Source organism: Enterobacter cloacae complex sp. XAL002 (genome assembly GCF_049236805.1).
In the GTDB taxonomy this organism is placed as follows: Bacteria; Pseudomonadota; Gammaproteobacteria; order Enterobacterales; family Enterobacteriaceae; genus Enterobacter; species Enterobacter intestinihominis.
This window is the reverse complement of sequence record NZ_JBMKJN010000012.1, coordinates 93609-110487: the sequence shown is the minus strand read 5'-3', so window position 1 is coordinate 110487 and position 16879 is coordinate 93609. Positions and strand designations below refer to the sequence as shown.

Below are 16879 nucleotides of genomic sequence, written 5' to 3'. Positions count from 1 at the left end.
CGTTAAATCAGCGGGCATGATAACGAATTGTCGCATCGCTTGCATTGCTAATCGGGAAGTGGGCTTCTACTCTGTTGATAATCAAAATAATGAGGAGTGTCTTGTGCGTATTGGGATTGATTTGGGCGGCACCAAAACAGAAGTTATTGCGTTGAGCGAGCAGGGGGAGCAACTGTTTCGCCACCGTCTGCCTACGCCGCGCGATGATTATCACCAGACCATAGAGACGATTGCCCGTCTGGTCGATATGGCAGAGCAGGCAACGGGCGAGACGGGCACGGTCGGGATGGGGATCCCCGGCTCCATTTCGCCGTATACCGGCGTGGTGAAAAATGCCAACTCCACCTGGCTCAACGGTCAGCCGTTTGATAAAGACTTAAGCCAGCGTCTGAACCGGGAAGTGCGTCTGGCAAATGACGCTAACTGCCTGGCGGTCTCTGAGGCCGTAGATGGCGCAGCGGCTGGCGCGCAGACCGTATTTGCGGTCATTATCGGTACCGGCTGCGGGGCGGGCGTGGCCTTCGGTGGGCGCTCGCATATTGGCGGCAACGGCACCGCGGGTGAGTGGGGGCACAACCCGTTACCGTGGATGGACGAAGATGAACTCAAATACCGTGCCGAGGTACCGTGCTACTGTGGCAAGCAGGGCTGTATTGAGACCTTTATTTCCGGCACGGGGTTTGCCACCGATTATCATCGTCTGAGCGGCCAGCCGCTGAAAGGTAACGAGATTATGCGTCTGGTTGAGGAGCAGGATCCGGTGGCTGAACTGGCGCTCAGCCGCTACGAAATGCGGTTGGCTAAATCACTGGCGCATGTGATCAATATCCTCGATCCGGACGTGATTGTGCTGGGCGGCGGCATGAGCAACGTTGACCGGCTGTACGCGACGGTGCCAACGCTGGTGAAACAGTGGGTATTTGGGGGCGAATGCGAAACGCCGATCCGCAAAGCCGTCCATGGAGATTCCAGCGGTGTGCGCGGCGCGGCGTGGCTCTGGCCGGAATAAACGCAAAACGGCAACTTGCGTTGCCGTTTTTGATGTTTGTACCCTCTCCCACAGAGAGAGGGCCAGGGTGAGGGCAACATCCCCCATTTACTGCACCGCAAACTCCCTGTCCAGCCTGCTATACCCCAGCCCGTTGATCTTCTTCACCTTGATCTGCACCGGAATACGTTCTTTCATTGCCTCTACGTGGCTGATCACGCCGATGGTTTTCCCGGTGGCGTTCAGCGCGTCGAGCGCATCCAGCGCGGTGTCCAGCGTTTCGCTGTCGAGTGTGCCGAACCCTTCATCCAGGAAAAGCGAGTCAATGCGCGTTTTGTGACTGACCAGATCGGAAAGCGCTAAAGCCAGCGCCAGACTGACGAGGAAACTTTCCCCGCCGGACAAGGTACGGGTATCGCGTACCGCATCGGCCTGCCAGGTATCAACCACCTCCAGCTCCAGCGCGTCGCTGGCTTTACGCTGAAGCAGATAGCGGCCATGCAGACGGTTGAGCTGCTGGTTGGCAAGCCACACCAGATTATCCAGCGTCAGCCCCTGGGCGAATTTACGGAATTTATCGCCGGTGCTGGAGCCTATCAGCGCATTGAGATAGCCCCAGTCGTCAGCCTGACGCGCCGCCTCCTCAATCTGCTGCATAAGCGCCTGCTGGTGCAGACGGTTATCACCGTCCTGCTTGAGCTGCTGGCGGATCTCCCCCTGATGCGTGGTGTTTTCACGAAGCAGTTGCGCCAGCTGGTGTAACTGCGCCTGAAGGGTTGCGGCGTCGGTTTCCAGCCCCTCGGGGCGCTGTGCCTGATGCGCCTGAAGCTGCTGGTTTGCCTGTACGGAGAGCGCCGTGGCCTGCTGGAGCTGGTTCTCCAGCGTCTGCTTTTGTTGTTCAAGCTGGCGGATCGACGCTTCATCCAGCAGGGCGGAGAGAAATGCCTCCTGACTGGCAAAGCAGCTCGCGGTCAGCGCGGCGCTGAACTGAGCCTGCGACTGCTGAAGCCGTTCACGCTCAAGCGTCTCCTGCTGCTGTAGGGTGGCGAGCTGGCTTTGTAGCGACACGCATTCGTCATGGATGCCGCGCCAGTTCTCAGGGATAACCGCGTCGGCTTCTGCGTCATCAGAATCCGGCAGCGTCTCCAGGATGGGCATCAGGACGTTAATACGTTCCTGAATCGTACCGTGCTGGGCCTGTTTTTCCTGCCAGCGGGTATATTCAGCTTCGCGTGCGCTCAGCCAGGCGCTTTCGGCCCCTTCATCGGGCACGCTAAGCGACAGCGACTCTAGCGAGGCCGCCAGCGCCTGACGCGTCGCCGTCAGCTGCTGCTGGTACTGGCGCGCCTGATCTTCCTGTTCATTGAGCTGGTTTTGCAGCGTCAGACGCTGGCTAAGCTGATACAGCTGGCGTTCATACTGCTCCTGTTCACTCATCCAGGGGGCAATATCATCCTGAATATCCAACACTATGTTCAGGGAGGTGCAGACCTCCAGCCACTCTTTAGTAAGTACTTGCTCTTCCTGAGAGAGGGCCTGTACTTCCTCTGTCTCGCGCTGGATCTGTTGGGTGAGCGCATTCACCTGCCCGAGCACCAGCAATCCTTCCTCTTTTAGCGCGGCAACCTCTTTCTCCAGCGCGTCGCGGCGGCGCTGATTGTCGGTCAGTTCAAGCGCCTGATACTGCACAACTGCCGGATGTTCGCTTGAACCGCAGAGCGGGCAAGGTTTACCCGCTTCGAGCTGTGCACGATAGTTCTCAAGATCCTTGATTGTCGCCTCACGCTCACAGAGCGCTTTCAGGTCGGCATAGTGCTGATTTTTCTCTTTGAACTGCTGACGCCGCAGGATCAGCGTTTCATTGAGCTTACCCTGCTCAGCCTGCGCTTTCTGCACGCTTTCCGCATTATGGCGCAGCCGTTTTTGCAGCGGCTGATAGCGAGCGTGAAGCGCAGTCAGACGCTGGCGGAGCGTCCGCGATTGTACCTGTTGCTCCATTGCCTTCGCGAGATCCTCAGCCGTCAGCGTCAACGTACTCTCCGGCATCTCAGCCAGCTTCTGACGAAGCTCAGCTATGCGCGCTGACTGGGCCACAAGCTGATTTTTATCGCGACTCAGTTGCGTAAAATGCGCCCGCCAGCCGGCAATTTCCTGCCCCCACTGACGGAAACGATCGTGTTCGGTCAGCCACTGCGTCAGTACCTTGTGCTCTGTCTGCAACTGTTCACGGTTGCGCAGCGCACCGTTGCGAATACGCGAGCGCTGCGCCGCTCTGTCGAGTAAGCGAGTGTTTACTTCAACAATTCGCGCTGTTGTCTGCGCCAGGCGGGTGGTCTGCTCCTGCTGATACTCCCACAGCGGACGTAGCTGGGCGGCGGGCTGTGCCAGCTGGAGCTTCGCCAGTTGCGGCGCTGCGTCCGTCAGAGCCTGTTGCGCCTGCTGCTGCGAAGCGGCTGCGCGTTGCTGCTCACGTATCAGCTCGTCGTTACGCGTAAGCCACTGAAAATCTTTCTGTTGGCTCTGCTGCTGTGCCAGCAGGATTTTTTCTTCGTCAGTAAGTGCCTGCAAACTTTGCTGCAAGTGCTGCTGCTGTTCCTCGCTCAGCAGCACAACGCCTGCGGCCTGCGCTTCGCACATCTCCAGCGCGTTGCGTGCCGCTTTGTGTTTTTCAAAAACCATGGCGGAAATGTGGCCGTAAATTTCCGTGCCGGTCAGTTCCTCCAGCAGCTCTGCCCGATCGCTCGGTTTAGCGTTCAGGAAGGCGGCAAACTGCCCCTGAGAGAGCAACATCGAGCGGGTAAAGCGACCATAGTCCAGCCCGGTGAGTGCGGCGGTTTGTTCCAGCTTATCCGTGACTTTATCGGCCAGAATTTTGCCGTCTTCGCAGCGGGCCAGCTCAACGCGCGGTGCCTGTAAGTTCCCGTCTGGCTGGTTGCGGGCGCGGTTCTGGCTCCAGAAAGCGCGATAAGCAACGCCTTTGACCTCAAATTCCACTTCAGCCAGGCATTCGGCGGTATCGCGCGTCATCAGGTCGTTTTGTGCCTGAGAGACCTTATTAAGACGCGGTGTTTCGTGGTAAAGCGCCAGGCAGATGGCATCCAGCAGCGTGGTTTTACCCGCGCCGGTTGCGCCGGTGATGGCAAACAGCCCATTGCTGGCGAAAGGCTCCGCGGTGAAATCGATTTTCCACTCACCCTTTAGCGAATTCAGATTTTTCAGACGCAGGCTCAGAATTTTCATGCGTTTTCGTCCTCGTCATTGAGGGAATGCAAGGTATGGGCAAACAGCTCGTTAAGCCTGGTGCGCCTGGCCTCGTCCACTTCTTCATGCGCAAGCCGCCGCGCGAACACCTCTTCAACCCGAAGTTCGCTAAGCGTTTCACGCTGGGCGTTCAGCAGAATTTTCTCGCGCTGCTCGCGGCTGCGACGTACCAGCAGCACCTCCACAGGAAGGTCTTCCGTCAGCGTCTGAATTTTACGCTGCATATCGTACAGGTAGTCATCGGTGGTGATTTCGATATCGAGCCAGACGGGGGGATTAAGCGCTGCGCCGCGCCACTGCTCAAGCTGAGCGGTAATGGCGGCCAGATCGCCTTTCAGCACCGCCAGCGGCTGGGTGACCGGCACCTCAAGCGTCTCAACGGCGCTAAGTTTGCCTTCGGTGAAGCTCACCAGATGCACGGATTTGGCTTTGCCCGTTTCGTCAAAACTGAGGGAAATGGGCGAGCCGCAGTAGCGAATATGCTCGCAGCCGCCGACGATCTGGGCCCGGTGAATATGCCCGAGGGCAATGTAGTCGGCGGGAGGAAAGTTTTGCGCTGGAAACGCGTCCAGCGTACCGATATAAATCTCGCGCACCGCATCACTCTTACTGGCCCCGACGGTGGTGAGGTGCCCGGTGGCAACGATAGGAATGGCCTGTTCGCCGCGCAGGGCGCAGGCTTCCGTATGCTGCTGGTGATAATAGCGGGTGATGGCCTGCAACAGATGCTGCTGTTTTTCGCTCCCGGACAGGCCTGCCTGGCTTTGCACGATATCGCGCGGGCGTAAAAACGGAATTGGGCATAGCACCGCGCCCGGCGTGCCATCACGTTTTTTCAGGATCTGCGGCGCGTGTCCGGCGCTGGCCACCACGGTGGTATTGAGGAACGCCAGAATATCGCGGGATTCATTCAGCGTCGCCACCGAGTCATGGTTTCCGGCGACAATCACCAGGTGACAACCGGTTTGCTGGAGGTTGACCACAAAACGGTTGTACAGCTCACGCGCATAGCTCGGCGGCGATCCGGTATCAAAAATGTCGCCCGCCACAATAATTGCGTCCACCTCGTGAGCCTGAGCCGTCTCCAGCAGCCAGTTCAGGAACGCTTCATGTTCCGCGGCGCGGCTTTTGCTGTAAAAATTTTGACCCAGGTGCCAGTCTGAGGTGTGAAGTATGCGCATAAGAGATCCGTGGCAATAATAAGAAAGCAGGATTATAAACGTTCGGGGAACGGAAAATAACCGCTGTAATAAAACAACAGTTTGCTATTTATCGTGGTAATGTTTTTCATAAATCTGTCATAAATCTGACGCATAATGACGCCGCATTACAGACTTGTAACTTAAATACGATAAGACAGGGCAAAGTATGGCGAGACGTATTCTGGTCGTAGAAGATGAAGCTCCGATCCGTGAAATGGTGTGCTTCGTGCTTGAACAAAATGGCTTCCAGCCGGTTGAAGCGGAAGATTATGACAGCGCGGTGAACCAGCTGAATGAACCCTGGCCCGATCTGATCCTGCTGGACTGGATGCTGCCTGGCGGTTCCGGATTGCAGTTTATCAAGCATATCAAACGCGAGGCGATGACCCGCGATATCCCGGTGGTGATGCTGACGGCGCGCGGTGAGGAAGAGGATCGCGTGCGCGGTCTGGAAACCGGCGCGGACGATTACATCACCAAGCCATTCTCTCCAAAAGAGCTGGTGGCGCGTATCAAAGCCGTGATGCGCCGTATTTCACCGATGGCGGTGGAAGAGGTGATTGAGATGCAGGGTCTGAGCCTGGATCCTACCTCACACCGGGTCATGACCGGTGAAAATCCCCTCGATATGGGCCCCACCGAATTTAAACTCCTGCACTTCTTTATGACACACCCGGAGCGCGTTTACAGCCGCGAACAGTTGCTGAATAACGTCTGGGGAACTAACGTCTATGTCGAAGACCGAACGGTTGACGTCCATATTCGCCGCCTGCGTAAAGCACTGGAACTGAGCGGCCACGATCGCATGGTACAGACGGTCCGCGGCACGGGTTATCGCTTCTCGACCCGTTTCTGAACAATGACAGGAGTGTGACGCGTGCTGGAACGTCTGTCATGGAAAAGGCTCGTCTTTGAACTGATCTTATGCTGTATTCCGGCCCTCATTCTGGGGGCTATTTTTGGCTATCTGCCGTGGTTTTTACTGGTGGCCGTGACGGGGTTGCTCGTCTGGCATTTCTGGAATTTACTGCGTCTTTCCTGGTGGCTGTGGGTCGACAGAAGTATGACACCCCCGCCGGGAAGCGGGAGCTGGGAACCGCTACTCTACGGCCTGCACCAGATGCAGATGCGTAATAAAAAGCGCCGTCGTGAGCTGGGAAGCCTGATAAAACGCTTTCGCAGCGGCGCGGAGTCGCTGCCGGACGCAGTGATCCTGACGACGGAAGAAGGGACCATCTTCTGGTGCAATGGCCTCGCACAGCAGCTGTTGGGCCTGCGCTGGCCGGATGATAACGGTCAGAACATCCTCAACCTTCTGCGCTATCCCGAGTTCACGCTGTATCTGAAAACGCGTGATTTTAGTCGTCCGCACAATCTGAAGCTCAATAACGGTCGCCATCTTGAAATTCGCGTGATGCCCTACAGCGATCGGCAGTGGCTGATGGTGGCGCGGGATGTCACCCAGATGCATCAGCTTGAGGGCGCAAGACGTAACTTCTTTGCCAACGTCAGCCACGAGCTGCGTACGCCGTTGACGGTGCTTCAGGGCTATCTGGAGATGATGCAGGAGCAAACGCTTGAGGGGGCGCCGCGTGAGAAAGCGCTGCATACCATGCGGGAACAGACGTTCCGCATGGAAGGGCTGGTCAAACAGCTACTAACGCTTTCAAAAATTGAGGCTGCCCCGTCGCTGGCGCTAAACGACATCATTGATGTGCCGATGATGCTGCGAGTGGTGGAGCGCGAAGCCCAAACGCTGAGCCATAATCAACACACCCTGAGTTTTGATGTTGATAACACGCTGAAAGTGCTCGGCAGTGAAGATGAGCTGCGAAGCGCTATCTCAAACCTGGTCTATAACGCCGTGAATCATACCCCGACAGGGACGCATATCGCGGTGCGGTGGCAGCATACTCCGGCAGGGGCTGAGTTTAGCGTCGAGGACAACGGGCCGGGGATTGGGCCTGAACACCTCCCGCGTCTCACCGAACGGTTCTACCGGGTGGATAAGGCGCGCTCGCGGCAGACCGGCGGGAGCGGACTGGGGCTGGCAATTGTGAAGCATGCCGTCAGCCACCACGAAAGCCGGCTCAATATCGAAAGCACCCTGGGTAAGGGCACGCGCTTTAGCTTCGTGATCCCGGAACGATTAATTGCCAAAAAAAGTGCCTGACAGCGTGTGTGTCAGGCTACCTTTCCACGGGCCAGCGATTGCTGGCCCGTTTGCTTTGCAGTCAAGCGAAACGCGAGTGAATATTATACGGCTGGTGCTTTTTTGTTCGCATGATTAGCCATGAGTTTTTCTTATACATGGCATATTATTTTGGTCTGAATTTTCATGCTGGCATATTGTTCTGGTTTTACGATCCCTTCTTGCCTTTAAACGTTATAAGCGTTTAAATTGCCCCCCATATACTGTCAGACCGACTGTATTTGCGTGGTAAATCGAAAAACTATTCTTCGCCACGCCTGGACGGGAGCATATCCCGCTGAAATTGAGCAAATTTTCCGCTGTATCGTCCCGTCAGGGATGGCGAAAATCTCAACGTATTCAACACCACATCCACAGGCAGTAAGGTTTTATGACCCATCACTTGAAATCGCGTGACATTATCGCGCTGGGCTTTATGACATTTGCGCTGTTCGTTGGCGCAGGTAACATCATTTTTCCTCCAATGGTTGGCTTACAGGCGGGTGAACACGTCTGGACGGCTGCGTTTGGCTTCCTGCTTACTGCCGTGGGCCTGCCGGTACTGACCGTTATCGCGCTGGCGAAAGTCGGTGGCGGTGTGGACAGCCTCAGCACCCCGATTGGCAAAGTGGCTGGCGTTCTGCTGGCAACCGTCTGCTATCTGGCTGTTGGCCCGCTGTTCGCAACCCCGCGTACGGCGACCGTCTCCTTTGAAGTGGGTATTGCCCCGCTGACCGGTGACGGCGCGATGCCGCTGTTTATTTACAGCCTCATTTACTTCGCCATCGTTATTCTGGTTTCTCTCTATCCCGGCAAACTGCTGGATACTGTGGGTAACTTCCTGGCACCGCTGAAAATTGTGGCGCTGATTGTGCTGGCGGTTGCAGCCATCGTCTGGCCTGCGGGGCCCATCAGCTCCGCGATGGACGCTTACCAGAACGCGGCGTTCTCAAACGGTTTCGTGAACGGCTATCTGACGATGGATACGCTTGGCGCGATGGTGTTTGGTATCGTTATCGTTAACGCCGCGCGTTCCCGCGGGGTGACCGAAGCGCGTCTGCTGACTCGCTACACCATCTGGGCTGGCCTGATGGCCGGTGTCGGCCTGACGCTGCTGTATCTGGCGCTGTTCCGCCTGGGTTCAGATAGCGCAACGCTGGTCGATCAGAGCGCAAACGGCGCGGCGATCCTGCATGCTTACGTGCAGCACACCTTTGGTGGTGCAGGCAGCATGCTGCTGGCGGCGCTGATTTTCCTGGCCTGTCTGGTGACGGCGGTGGGTCTGACCTGCGCCTGCGCGGAGTTCTTCGCTCAGTATCTGCCGCTTTCTTACCGCACGCTGGTGTTTATCCTCGGCATCTTCTCCATGGCGGTGTCAAACCTCGGTCTGAGCCACCTGATTCAGGTCTCAATTCCGGTGCTGACGGCGATCTATCCGCCATGTATCGTGCTGGTAGTGCTGAGCTTCACCCGTCCGTGGTGGCATAACTCCACGCGAATTATTGCGCCAGCCATGTTTATCAGCCTGATTTTTGGTATCCTTGACGGGATCAAAGCATCAGCATTTGCAGAAATCCTGCCTGCCTGGACACAGCGTCTGCCGCTGTCCGAGCAGGGCCTGGCCTGGCTGATGCCTTCCGTTGTAGCGCTGGTTCTGGCGATTATCTGGGACCGTGCGGCAGGGCGTCAGGTGACATCCAACGCCCATTAATCAACGGCAACAAATTGTTTAACCACGGGGCTTAAGGCCCCGTGGTTTTTTGTTTTTTTCGTGTTGAATGGCAAGATTTTAATGGAAAGCACTAACAAACTTAAACGTGGATTGAGCACCCGCCACATCCGCTTTATGGCGCTGGGCTCGGCTATCGGTACCGGTCTTTTTTATGGCTCGGCAGATGCCATCAAAATGGCCGGTCCAAGCGTTCTGCTGGCCTACATCATCGGCGGCGTGGCGGCGTATATCATCATGCGCGCCCTTGGCGAAATGTCGGTTCACAACCCCTCTGCCAGTTCCTTCTCCCGCTACGCGCAGGAAAATTTAGGCCCGCTGGCCGGGTTTATCACCGGCTGGACCTACTGCTTCGAAATCCTGATTGTTGCCATTGCCGATGTGACGGCGTTTGGTATCTATATGGGGGTCTGGTTCCCCGCCGTGCCGCACTGGATCTGGGTGCTGAGCGTGGTGCTGATTATCTGCGCCGTTAACCTGATGAGCGTGAAGGTGTTTGGCGAGCTGGAGTTCTGGTTCTCCTTCTTCAAGGTCGCGACCATTATCATCATGATCCTCGCCGGTTTCGGCATTATCATCTGGGGTATCGGCAACGGTGGACAGCCAACCGGCATTCACAACCTGTGGAGCAACGGCGGCTTCTTTAGCAACGGCTGGCTCGGGATGGTCATGTCGCTGCAGATGGTCATGTTCGCCTATGGCGGAATCGAGATTATCGGCATCACCGCCGGGGAAGCGAAAGATCCGGAGAAGTCTATTCCGCGCGCCATCAACTCGGTGCCGATGCGCATCCTGGTGTTCTACGTGGGCACGCTGTTTGTGATTATGTCCATCTACCCGTGGAACCAGGTGGGCACCAACGGCAGCCCGTTTGTCCTGACTTTCCAGCATATGGGCATTGCGTTTGCCGCCAGCATTCTCAACTTTGTGGTGCTGACCGCCTCGCTGTCGGCCATCAACAGTGACGTGTTCGGCGTGGGCCGTATGCTGCACGGCATGGCGGAGCAGGGCAGTGCGCCGAAGGTGTTTGCCAAAACGTCGCGTCGCGGTACCCCGTGGGTAACGGTGCTGGTCATGACCGTGGCGCTGCTGTTCTCGGTCTACCTGAACTACATTATGCCAGAGAACGTCTTCCTGGTGATTGCGTCGCTGGCGACCTTTGCGACGGTGTGGGTGTGGATCATGATCCTGCTGTCGCAGATTGCGTTCCGTCGCCGCCTGTCGCCAGAAGAGGCCAAAGCGCTGAAGTTTAAAGTGCCGGGCGGTGTTGCGACGACCGTCGTTGGCCTCATCTTCCTGGTGTTTATCATCGGTCTGATTGGCTACCACCCGGATACCCGCATTTCCCTTTATGTGGGCTGTGCGTGGATCGTTCTGCTGCTGGTGGGCTGGATGTTTAAATGTCGCCGCGATCGTCAGCTGGCGGAAGCACAGTAAGGTAAAAATGCCGGGTGGCGCTGCGCTTACCCGGCCTACACTCCCTTTTGCCCTGGAAAAATCTCCTCCTCCGTTCTCCTCCCCCAATAATCCCGAACACGATGAGCTATCTTTAATCACCCTGTGGCAAGGTGACGTCAATTTCATCAAAGGGGATTCGTGATGTTAAACGCCTGGCACCTTCCGGTTGCCCCATTTGTTAAGCAAAACAAAGACAACCTTGTGATTACGCTCTGGCTGGCAGGGGAAAATCAGCCTGAACGTGTGACCCTGCGCGCCGAAGTGGATAACGAAGAGACATCGCTGAAAATGCACAAGGTGCGCAGCCAGCCTCAGCCTGGTATTACGGCGTGGCGGGCGAATATCGATTTGCGCAGCGGACAGCCGCGTCGCCGCTACGGCTTCAAGCTGCTGTGGAACAACCGCCAGCTGTGGTTTACCCCGCAGGGCTTCAGCCGTTTCCCTCCGGCCAGGCTGGAGCAGTTTGCCGTGGATCACCCGGATAACGGCCCGCAGTGGGTTAACGATCAGGTCTTTTACCAGATTTTCCCGGACCGCTTTGCGCGCAGTGAAAAGCGCACCGCCGACCAGGACAAGGTTTATTACCATCATGCGGTCGGTCACGACATCATTCTGAAAAAATGGGACGAGCCGCTGACCGCCCAGGCGGGGGGATCGACCTTTTACGGCGGCGATCTCGACGGTATCAGCGAAAAACTGCCGTACCTGAAAAAGCTCGGCGTGACGGCGCTGTACCTGAACCCGGTGTTTAAAGCGCCAAGCGTTCACAAATACGATACGCAGGACTACCGCCACGTTGACGAGCAGTTTGGCGGTGACGAGGCGCTGCTGCGGCTGCGCCACAACACGCAAAAAGAAGGTATGCGCCTGATCCTTGATGGCGTGTTCAATCACAGCGGTGATTCTCATGCGTGGTTCGACCGCCACAATCAGTCGATGGGCGGCGCATGCCATAATCCGGATTCCCCCCAGCGTGACTGGTACAGTTTTGACGAGAATGGCCGCGCCCTGGACTGGCTGGGCTACCCGAGTCTGCCGAAGCTCGATTTCCAGTCGTCAACGCTTGTGAATGAAATCTACGGCGGCGAAGACAGCATCGTGCGCCACTGGCTGAAAGCGCCGTGGAATATGGACGGCTGGCGGCTGGACGTGGTGCATATGCTGGGTGAAGCAGGCGGGGCGCGGAATAACCTTCAGCATGTCGCCGCCATTACCCGGTCGGCAAAAGCGGCCCGGTCGGAAGCATTCGTCTTCGGGGAGCACTTTGGCGACGCGCGTCAGTGGTTGCAGGCAGATGCAGAAGACGCGTCGATGAATTATCGCGGCTTCACCTTCCCGCTGTGGGGCTTCCTCGCTAACACCGATATCTCTTACGATCCGCAGCATATTGACGCCGAAACCTGCATGGCGTGGATGGAGAACTATCGCGCTGGCCTGTCTCATCAGCAGCAGCTTCGGATGTTTAACCAGCTCGACAGCCACGATACCGCGCGCTTTAAATCGCTGCTGGGTAAAGATGTGGCGCGTCTGCCGCTGGCGGTGACCTGGCTTTTCACCTGGCCGGGCGTGCCGTGCATCTATTACGGAGATGAAGTGGGGCTGGACGGTAACAACGATCCGTTCTGCCGCAAAACCTTCCCATGGGAGCCTGAAAAGCAGGATCAGGATCTGTTCAGCCTGTACCAGCGTATGGCGACACTACGCAAGCAGAGCCAGGCCCTGCGCTACGGGGGCTGTCAGGTGATGTACGCCCAAGATAATGTGGTGGTATTTGTCCGCGTCTACAACCAGCAGCGTGTGCTGGTGGCGATCAACCGGGGCGAGGCGTGTGAAGTGGTGCTGGAAGATTCACCGCTGCTGGCCGGTAAAACGTGGAAGAGCAAAGAGGGGAAAGCGACGTTACAGGAGAGCGTGCTCACGCTGCCGGCGATCTCCGCTACGGTCTGGTTCGGCAGCTAAGCGCAGGCAGCATGGTTTTCACCTTTTAGATGGCGCAAATGCAACTATTTGTGTCAATCTTAACGGATCTTTTACGGTGAAGGTGGAAACATGGACGAGCTTTACATCCTTGGCTGTTTGTTCCTGGTTTTTGCGCTGGTCGTGGCCCCCGTGCTTGCGGTGATAGGCTTTAATCGAAGCACGGCGGCGCGGCAGGAGATCGCCCGGCTTCGCCAGCGCATTGAGGCGCTTGAGCAGCACGGTGTAGCTGAGAAAGCGCCGGAGCCGGTGCAGACCGCCGCGCCAGTGGAGACACCAGCGCCGGTGCCAGAGGCCGTTAACGCACCTGTCGATCCCTGGCGTCCCGAACCGCACGTCACTGAAGCAGAACCTGCGCCTGGACCGGCGGCAAAACGGCCTTCCGCCTTTGGCGGCATCCTGTCCTCGCTGACGCGCTGGTTTATGCAGGGCAATCCGCTGGCAAAACTGGGGATTGTACTGCTCTTCCTCGGCCTCTCTTTCCTGCTGCGCTATACCGTTGAACATTCACTGTTTCCGCTTGAGCTGCGTCTTGCCGCCACGGCGCTGTTTGCCATGGTTCTGCTGGCCGTTGGATGGCGGCTGCGGCACAGGCAGCGGATCTACGCGCTGATCCTCCAGGGCGGGGCGACCGGCGTGCTTTACCTGACCGTCTTTGGCGCATTCCGGCTGTGGCAGATGCTGCCGATGACGCTGGCGTTTGCGCTGCTGGTGGTGATTTGCGCGGCGAGCGTCGGGCTGGCCGTGCTGCAAAAGGCGCTGAGCCTTGCCATGCTGGCGAGCCTCGGCGGATATCTTGCGCCGCTGCTCCTGTCTACCGGGGGCGGTAGCTTTGTGGCGCTGTTCTCCTTCTATCTTCTGCTCTCCATCGGCATTCTCGTCATCAGCATCTGGCAGCACTGGCGCGAGCTCAACCTTCTCGGGCTGCTCTTCACGTTTGGCGTTGGCGGAGTGTGGGGGCTGAGCGACTACCAGCCTGAAAACTATGTTATCTGTCAGCTGTTCCTGATTGCCAATACGCTTATTTTTGGCGTGTTTAGCGTAGCGCTGTCGCTGCGGGCGCAGGAAAAAGGCAAACAGATAATTGACGGCGTACTGCTGTTTGCCCCGCCGCTGATTGGTTTTGGGATGCAGTACGGCATGACGTCGCACTGGACGTACGGCCCGGCACTCAGCGCGCTGGGTTATGGTGCGTTTTATCTCTCACTGGCGTTCCTCGCGCTGCGACGTTACCCCTCCATTGGGCGACCACTGATTATGGCGGCGCTGGCGATTGGCGGCGGGTTTGCCACGCTTGCCATTCCGCTGGCGCTTTCGGCGCGCTGGACGGCGATGGCCTGGGCGCTGGAGGGGCTGGGTATCCTCTGGCTGGGCGTGCAACAGCAGCAGCGGCGTATGAGCTATAGCGGGACGGCGCTGCTGGTGCTGGCGCTCGGCAGCGCGATATGGGCGCAGATGGACGGCGTCACCTCCCTGAGCCTGCTGCTTATTTTCGCAGTGCTCAGTCTTTGCTGGCTGGCTGCGGCCTGGCTGTGGCAGAAAATCGTGCTGTCGGGCAGTTGGGCGCTGTTGGTCGGTGGGCTGCTGTTCTGGTTAGTGGCGCAACTGGGTGCGTCGCAACTGATCCTCAAGACAGAATTATCGGTTCTGGCGGGCGTGCTGGCGCTGACGGCGGTGTCGGCCTGGGGATGGCGGCAGGCTGCCGCTCGTCTGGCATGGCGGGAGCTGGATGCCAGCAAATGGCTGCTGTGGCCGGTGATGCTGCTGATGGTGCTTTATCAGGTCTGGCAACAGCAGATCCTGGCAGCCGGCTGGGCAAATCTGGCCTGGGCTATTGCGCTGCCTGCCGCCCTGATGATGCTGCGGCGCGACGAAGATAAACTTCTTCCGCGCATCGCAATGGGGCTGCATCTGTCGCTGTTGTGGATGATTTTACTCGCCATGGCCGCTGAGCTTTACTGGTTTGCCCGCTCCCTGCCATGGGGCATGGCGGCCTGGGGAAGCGGCATTGCGATGGCTGTCGGCGGTGGGGTGATTATGGCGCTCTCCGCGGCCGTACGGCGTCGCGGGTGGCCGTTCCGGGTATGGCCTGCGCTCTACGCCTGCCTTGCCATGATCCCTGTGGTTGTGGCGCTGGTGGTATTGCTGGTCGTGACTAATTTCCAGGACGGGGTGGTCTATCGACAGACCTGGCTGCCGCTGGTGAACCCGCTTGAGGAAGGGGCGGCGTTCGCGCTGCTGGGGCTGGTGGTGTTTTATCGGGCAGTGGATCGCCACTATCCGGCATCGCTTGCTCAGTCCCGACCGTGGCCCGCCGTTGTGCTGATGGCGCTTGGCTTCTGGTGGCTAAACGGCGCGCTGCTGCGCGCGCTGGCGTGGTACGGCGAGGTGGCCTGGAATATGGAGTCGCTGTGGCATTCGCGGCTTATCCAGACCACCTTTGCCCTGTTCTGGATGTTCTGCGCGCTGGTGGTCATGATCCGCGCCACCCGTCAGGCCTCCCGTCAGCAGTGGCTTGCCGGTGCGGTGCTGCTGGGAGTGGTCATGCTCAAACTGATGCTGGTGGACAGCGCGGGCGGTGGCGGCCTGGCGCGTGCTGTCGCGTTTATTGGCGTGGCGATCCTGGTCCTGATTGTGGGCTATTTCTCGCCGCTACCGCCTAAAGCAGGAGAAGAAAAATGAAATGGATGAATGCGGTTGTTTGTGCGGCACTGCTGGCCGTGGCCGGTCCGGTATTCAGCGAGGGCGCGCCGGTGGAATCCCCGCGGGATTATGCCTATGGCCTGTCCCTTGATACCTCTGCCTCTTCGCCGTGGTATCGGGTCATGCTGCCGCTGGCGGTTTATCAGCAGAGCACATCGCCCGATCTGCGCGACGTGCGCGTGTTTAATCAGTCGGGTGAGCCGGTACCGTTCAGCCTGGTTACCACGACGCGTCCGCAGCCGGCACCGACCACCACGGCGCTGCGCCTCTTTGCGCTTAACGCCTCGCCGGGTGGGGAAGAGGGTAGCGGTGATAAAATTATGTTACGTGCCAGAAACGGCGTGGAGATTGTGCTGGAAGGGCAACACGGGGCGGCTGCCGGACAGCACTATCTGCTGACCCTGCCGGAAAACGCGACGCAGGTTCCGCTCTCTCAGCTCCAGCTTTTCTGGGACACGCCGCAGGGCTCGTGGCAGGGGACGGCATCGGTCTATTACAGCGAGGATCTGAAAAACTGGTATACCCTGCGCGAAGAGATGCCCCTGCTGGACGTGATGAGTGGACAGGATCGCCTGAAGCTCGACCGCATCGATACCGATCTGGTGTTATCTCCTGAGGCGAATCGCTATCTGCTGCTGGTGCTGAACACGGGGCGTTCAGCCCTGACGTTAACCGGCGTCAACGCGATTAACGCTCCTGCGCAGCCGGAATCAGAGCACATTAGCCTGGCGGGAGAGGGGGAGCGGCTATCCGATAGCGAAGCCGTGTGGCGCTGGAAACATCCGCAGCCTCTGAGTGCGATCGGCTTCATGCTGAATGGCGACGGCGTTCTCCCGGCAGAAATAGCCTGGCGGGGGGCGGACAAGGATCGGTGGCATACGCTGAAAAAAGAGGTGATCTACCAGCTCGGCGGCAAAACGTCTGAACCTGTTCCGCTCCCGGGCGGGCTGGTTGAGGCGGTAAAAATCAAGACCTTCAATGCGCGTTTGCCAGAGAACCTGCCGGGCGTGATCGGGCAACGCGTGCGCTATGATCTGGTGTTCAACGCGCAGGGGAAGGGGCCGTATCTGCTTGCATGGGGGAACGGGGCTGCGAAACCGGCAAGCGTGGAGACGGATATGCTGATCCCGACCGAACTGCGTAAAACCTACGATCTGGCAGCCCTGCCGATGGCGGATACGCTGGAACCTGTCCCGCTGGGCGGCGAGGCGCGTTTAACCGCGACGTCTGCGGCTGAGCAGGAAAGCAGAATGAAAACGCTGATGGTCTGGGGCGTACTGATCGTCGGGGTGATGGTGCTTGCGGGTATGGCATGGCGCATCTGGCGCGAGGTAAAAAAAGACGGCGCAGCATAAGCCATAAAAAAACCC

At 58.2% G+C, this 16879-nt stretch carries 10 protein-coding genes; 8 read left to right on the top strand and 2 right to left on the bottom strand.

The window, feature by feature from the left end:
• The first annotated feature begins 103 nt into the window (after positions 1-103).
• A complete protein-coding gene (gene mak / locus ACOT0L_RS13620; protein ID WP_003859127.1) occupies positions 104-1009 on the top strand; it encodes a fructokinase in 906 nt (301 codons plus the stop codon).
• An 87-nt stretch (positions 1010-1096) separates the two neighbouring features.
• On the opposite strand, the gene sbcC is transcribed toward mak, so the two are convergent.
• Both sbcC and sbcD read right to left on the bottom strand, forming a co-directional pair.
• On the bottom strand, positions 1097-4228 hold the full coding sequence (gene sbcC, locus ACOT0L_RS13615; protein WP_126503120.1) for an exonuclease subunit SbcC: 3132 nt from the start codon (positions 4226-4228) through the stop codon (positions 1097-1099).
• Positions 4225-5430 carry an exonuclease subunit SbcD gene (sbcD, locus tag ACOT0L_RS13610; protein ID WP_022647215.1) on the bottom strand — a complete coding sequence of 402 codons (1206 nt, stop codon included), beginning with the start codon at positions 5428-5430 and terminating at the stop codon, positions 4225-4227. The genes sbcC and sbcD overlap by 4 nt, the downstream gene beginning before the upstream one ends.
• Positions 5431-5617: 187 nt before the next feature.
• Here sbcD and phoB point away from each other — a divergent pair, with 187 nt between their 5' ends.
• The 7 genes from phoB (at position 5618) to ACOT0L_RS13575 (ending at position 16864) form a co-directional block, all read left to right on the top strand.
• Positions 5618-6307, top strand: coding sequence for a phosphate response regulator transcription factor PhoB (gene phoB, locus ACOT0L_RS13605; protein ID WP_003859122.1), 690 nt, complete (start codon positions 5618-5620; stop codon positions 6305-6307).
• Between the two features lie 21 nt (positions 6308-6328).
• Entirely contained in the window at positions 6329-7624 is a 1296-nt protein-coding gene (phoR, locus tag ACOT0L_RS13600; protein WP_023299433.1) for a phosphate regulon sensor histidine kinase PhoR, read from the top strand.
• A 409-nt stretch (positions 7625-8033) separates the two neighbouring features.
• A complete protein-coding gene (brnQ, locus tag ACOT0L_RS13595) occupies positions 8034-9353 on the top strand; it encodes a branched-chain amino acid transporter carrier protein BrnQ (protein ID WP_003859118.1) in 1320 nt (439 codons plus the stop codon).
• Positions 9354-9434: 81 nt separating this feature from the next.
• On the top strand, positions 9435-10808 hold the full coding sequence (gene proY / locus ACOT0L_RS13590; protein ID WP_126503118.1) for a proline-specific permease ProY: 1374 nt from the start codon (positions 9435-9437) through the stop codon (positions 10806-10808).
• Positions 10809-10970: 162 nt separating this feature from the next.
• Positions 10971-12788: a maltodextrin glucosidase gene (malZ, locus tag ACOT0L_RS13585; protein ID WP_063137854.1), complete on the top strand. Its 1818-nt coding sequence runs from the start codon at positions 10971-10973 to the stop codon at positions 12786-12788.
• Positions 12789-12878: 90 nt separating this feature from the next.
• Complete coding sequence (locus ACOT0L_RS13580; RefSeq protein WP_126503116.1) at positions 12879-15488, top strand: DUF2339 domain-containing protein; 2610 nt, start codon at positions 12879-12881, stop codon at positions 15486-15488.
• Complete coding sequence (locus ACOT0L_RS13575) at positions 15485-16864, top strand: DUF3999 domain-containing protein (protein ID WP_126503114.1); 1380 nt, start codon at positions 15485-15487, stop codon at positions 16862-16864. Before ACOT0L_RS13580 ends, ACOT0L_RS13575 begins: the two co-directional genes overlap by 4 nt.
• Positions 16865-16879: the final 15 nt, after the last annotated feature.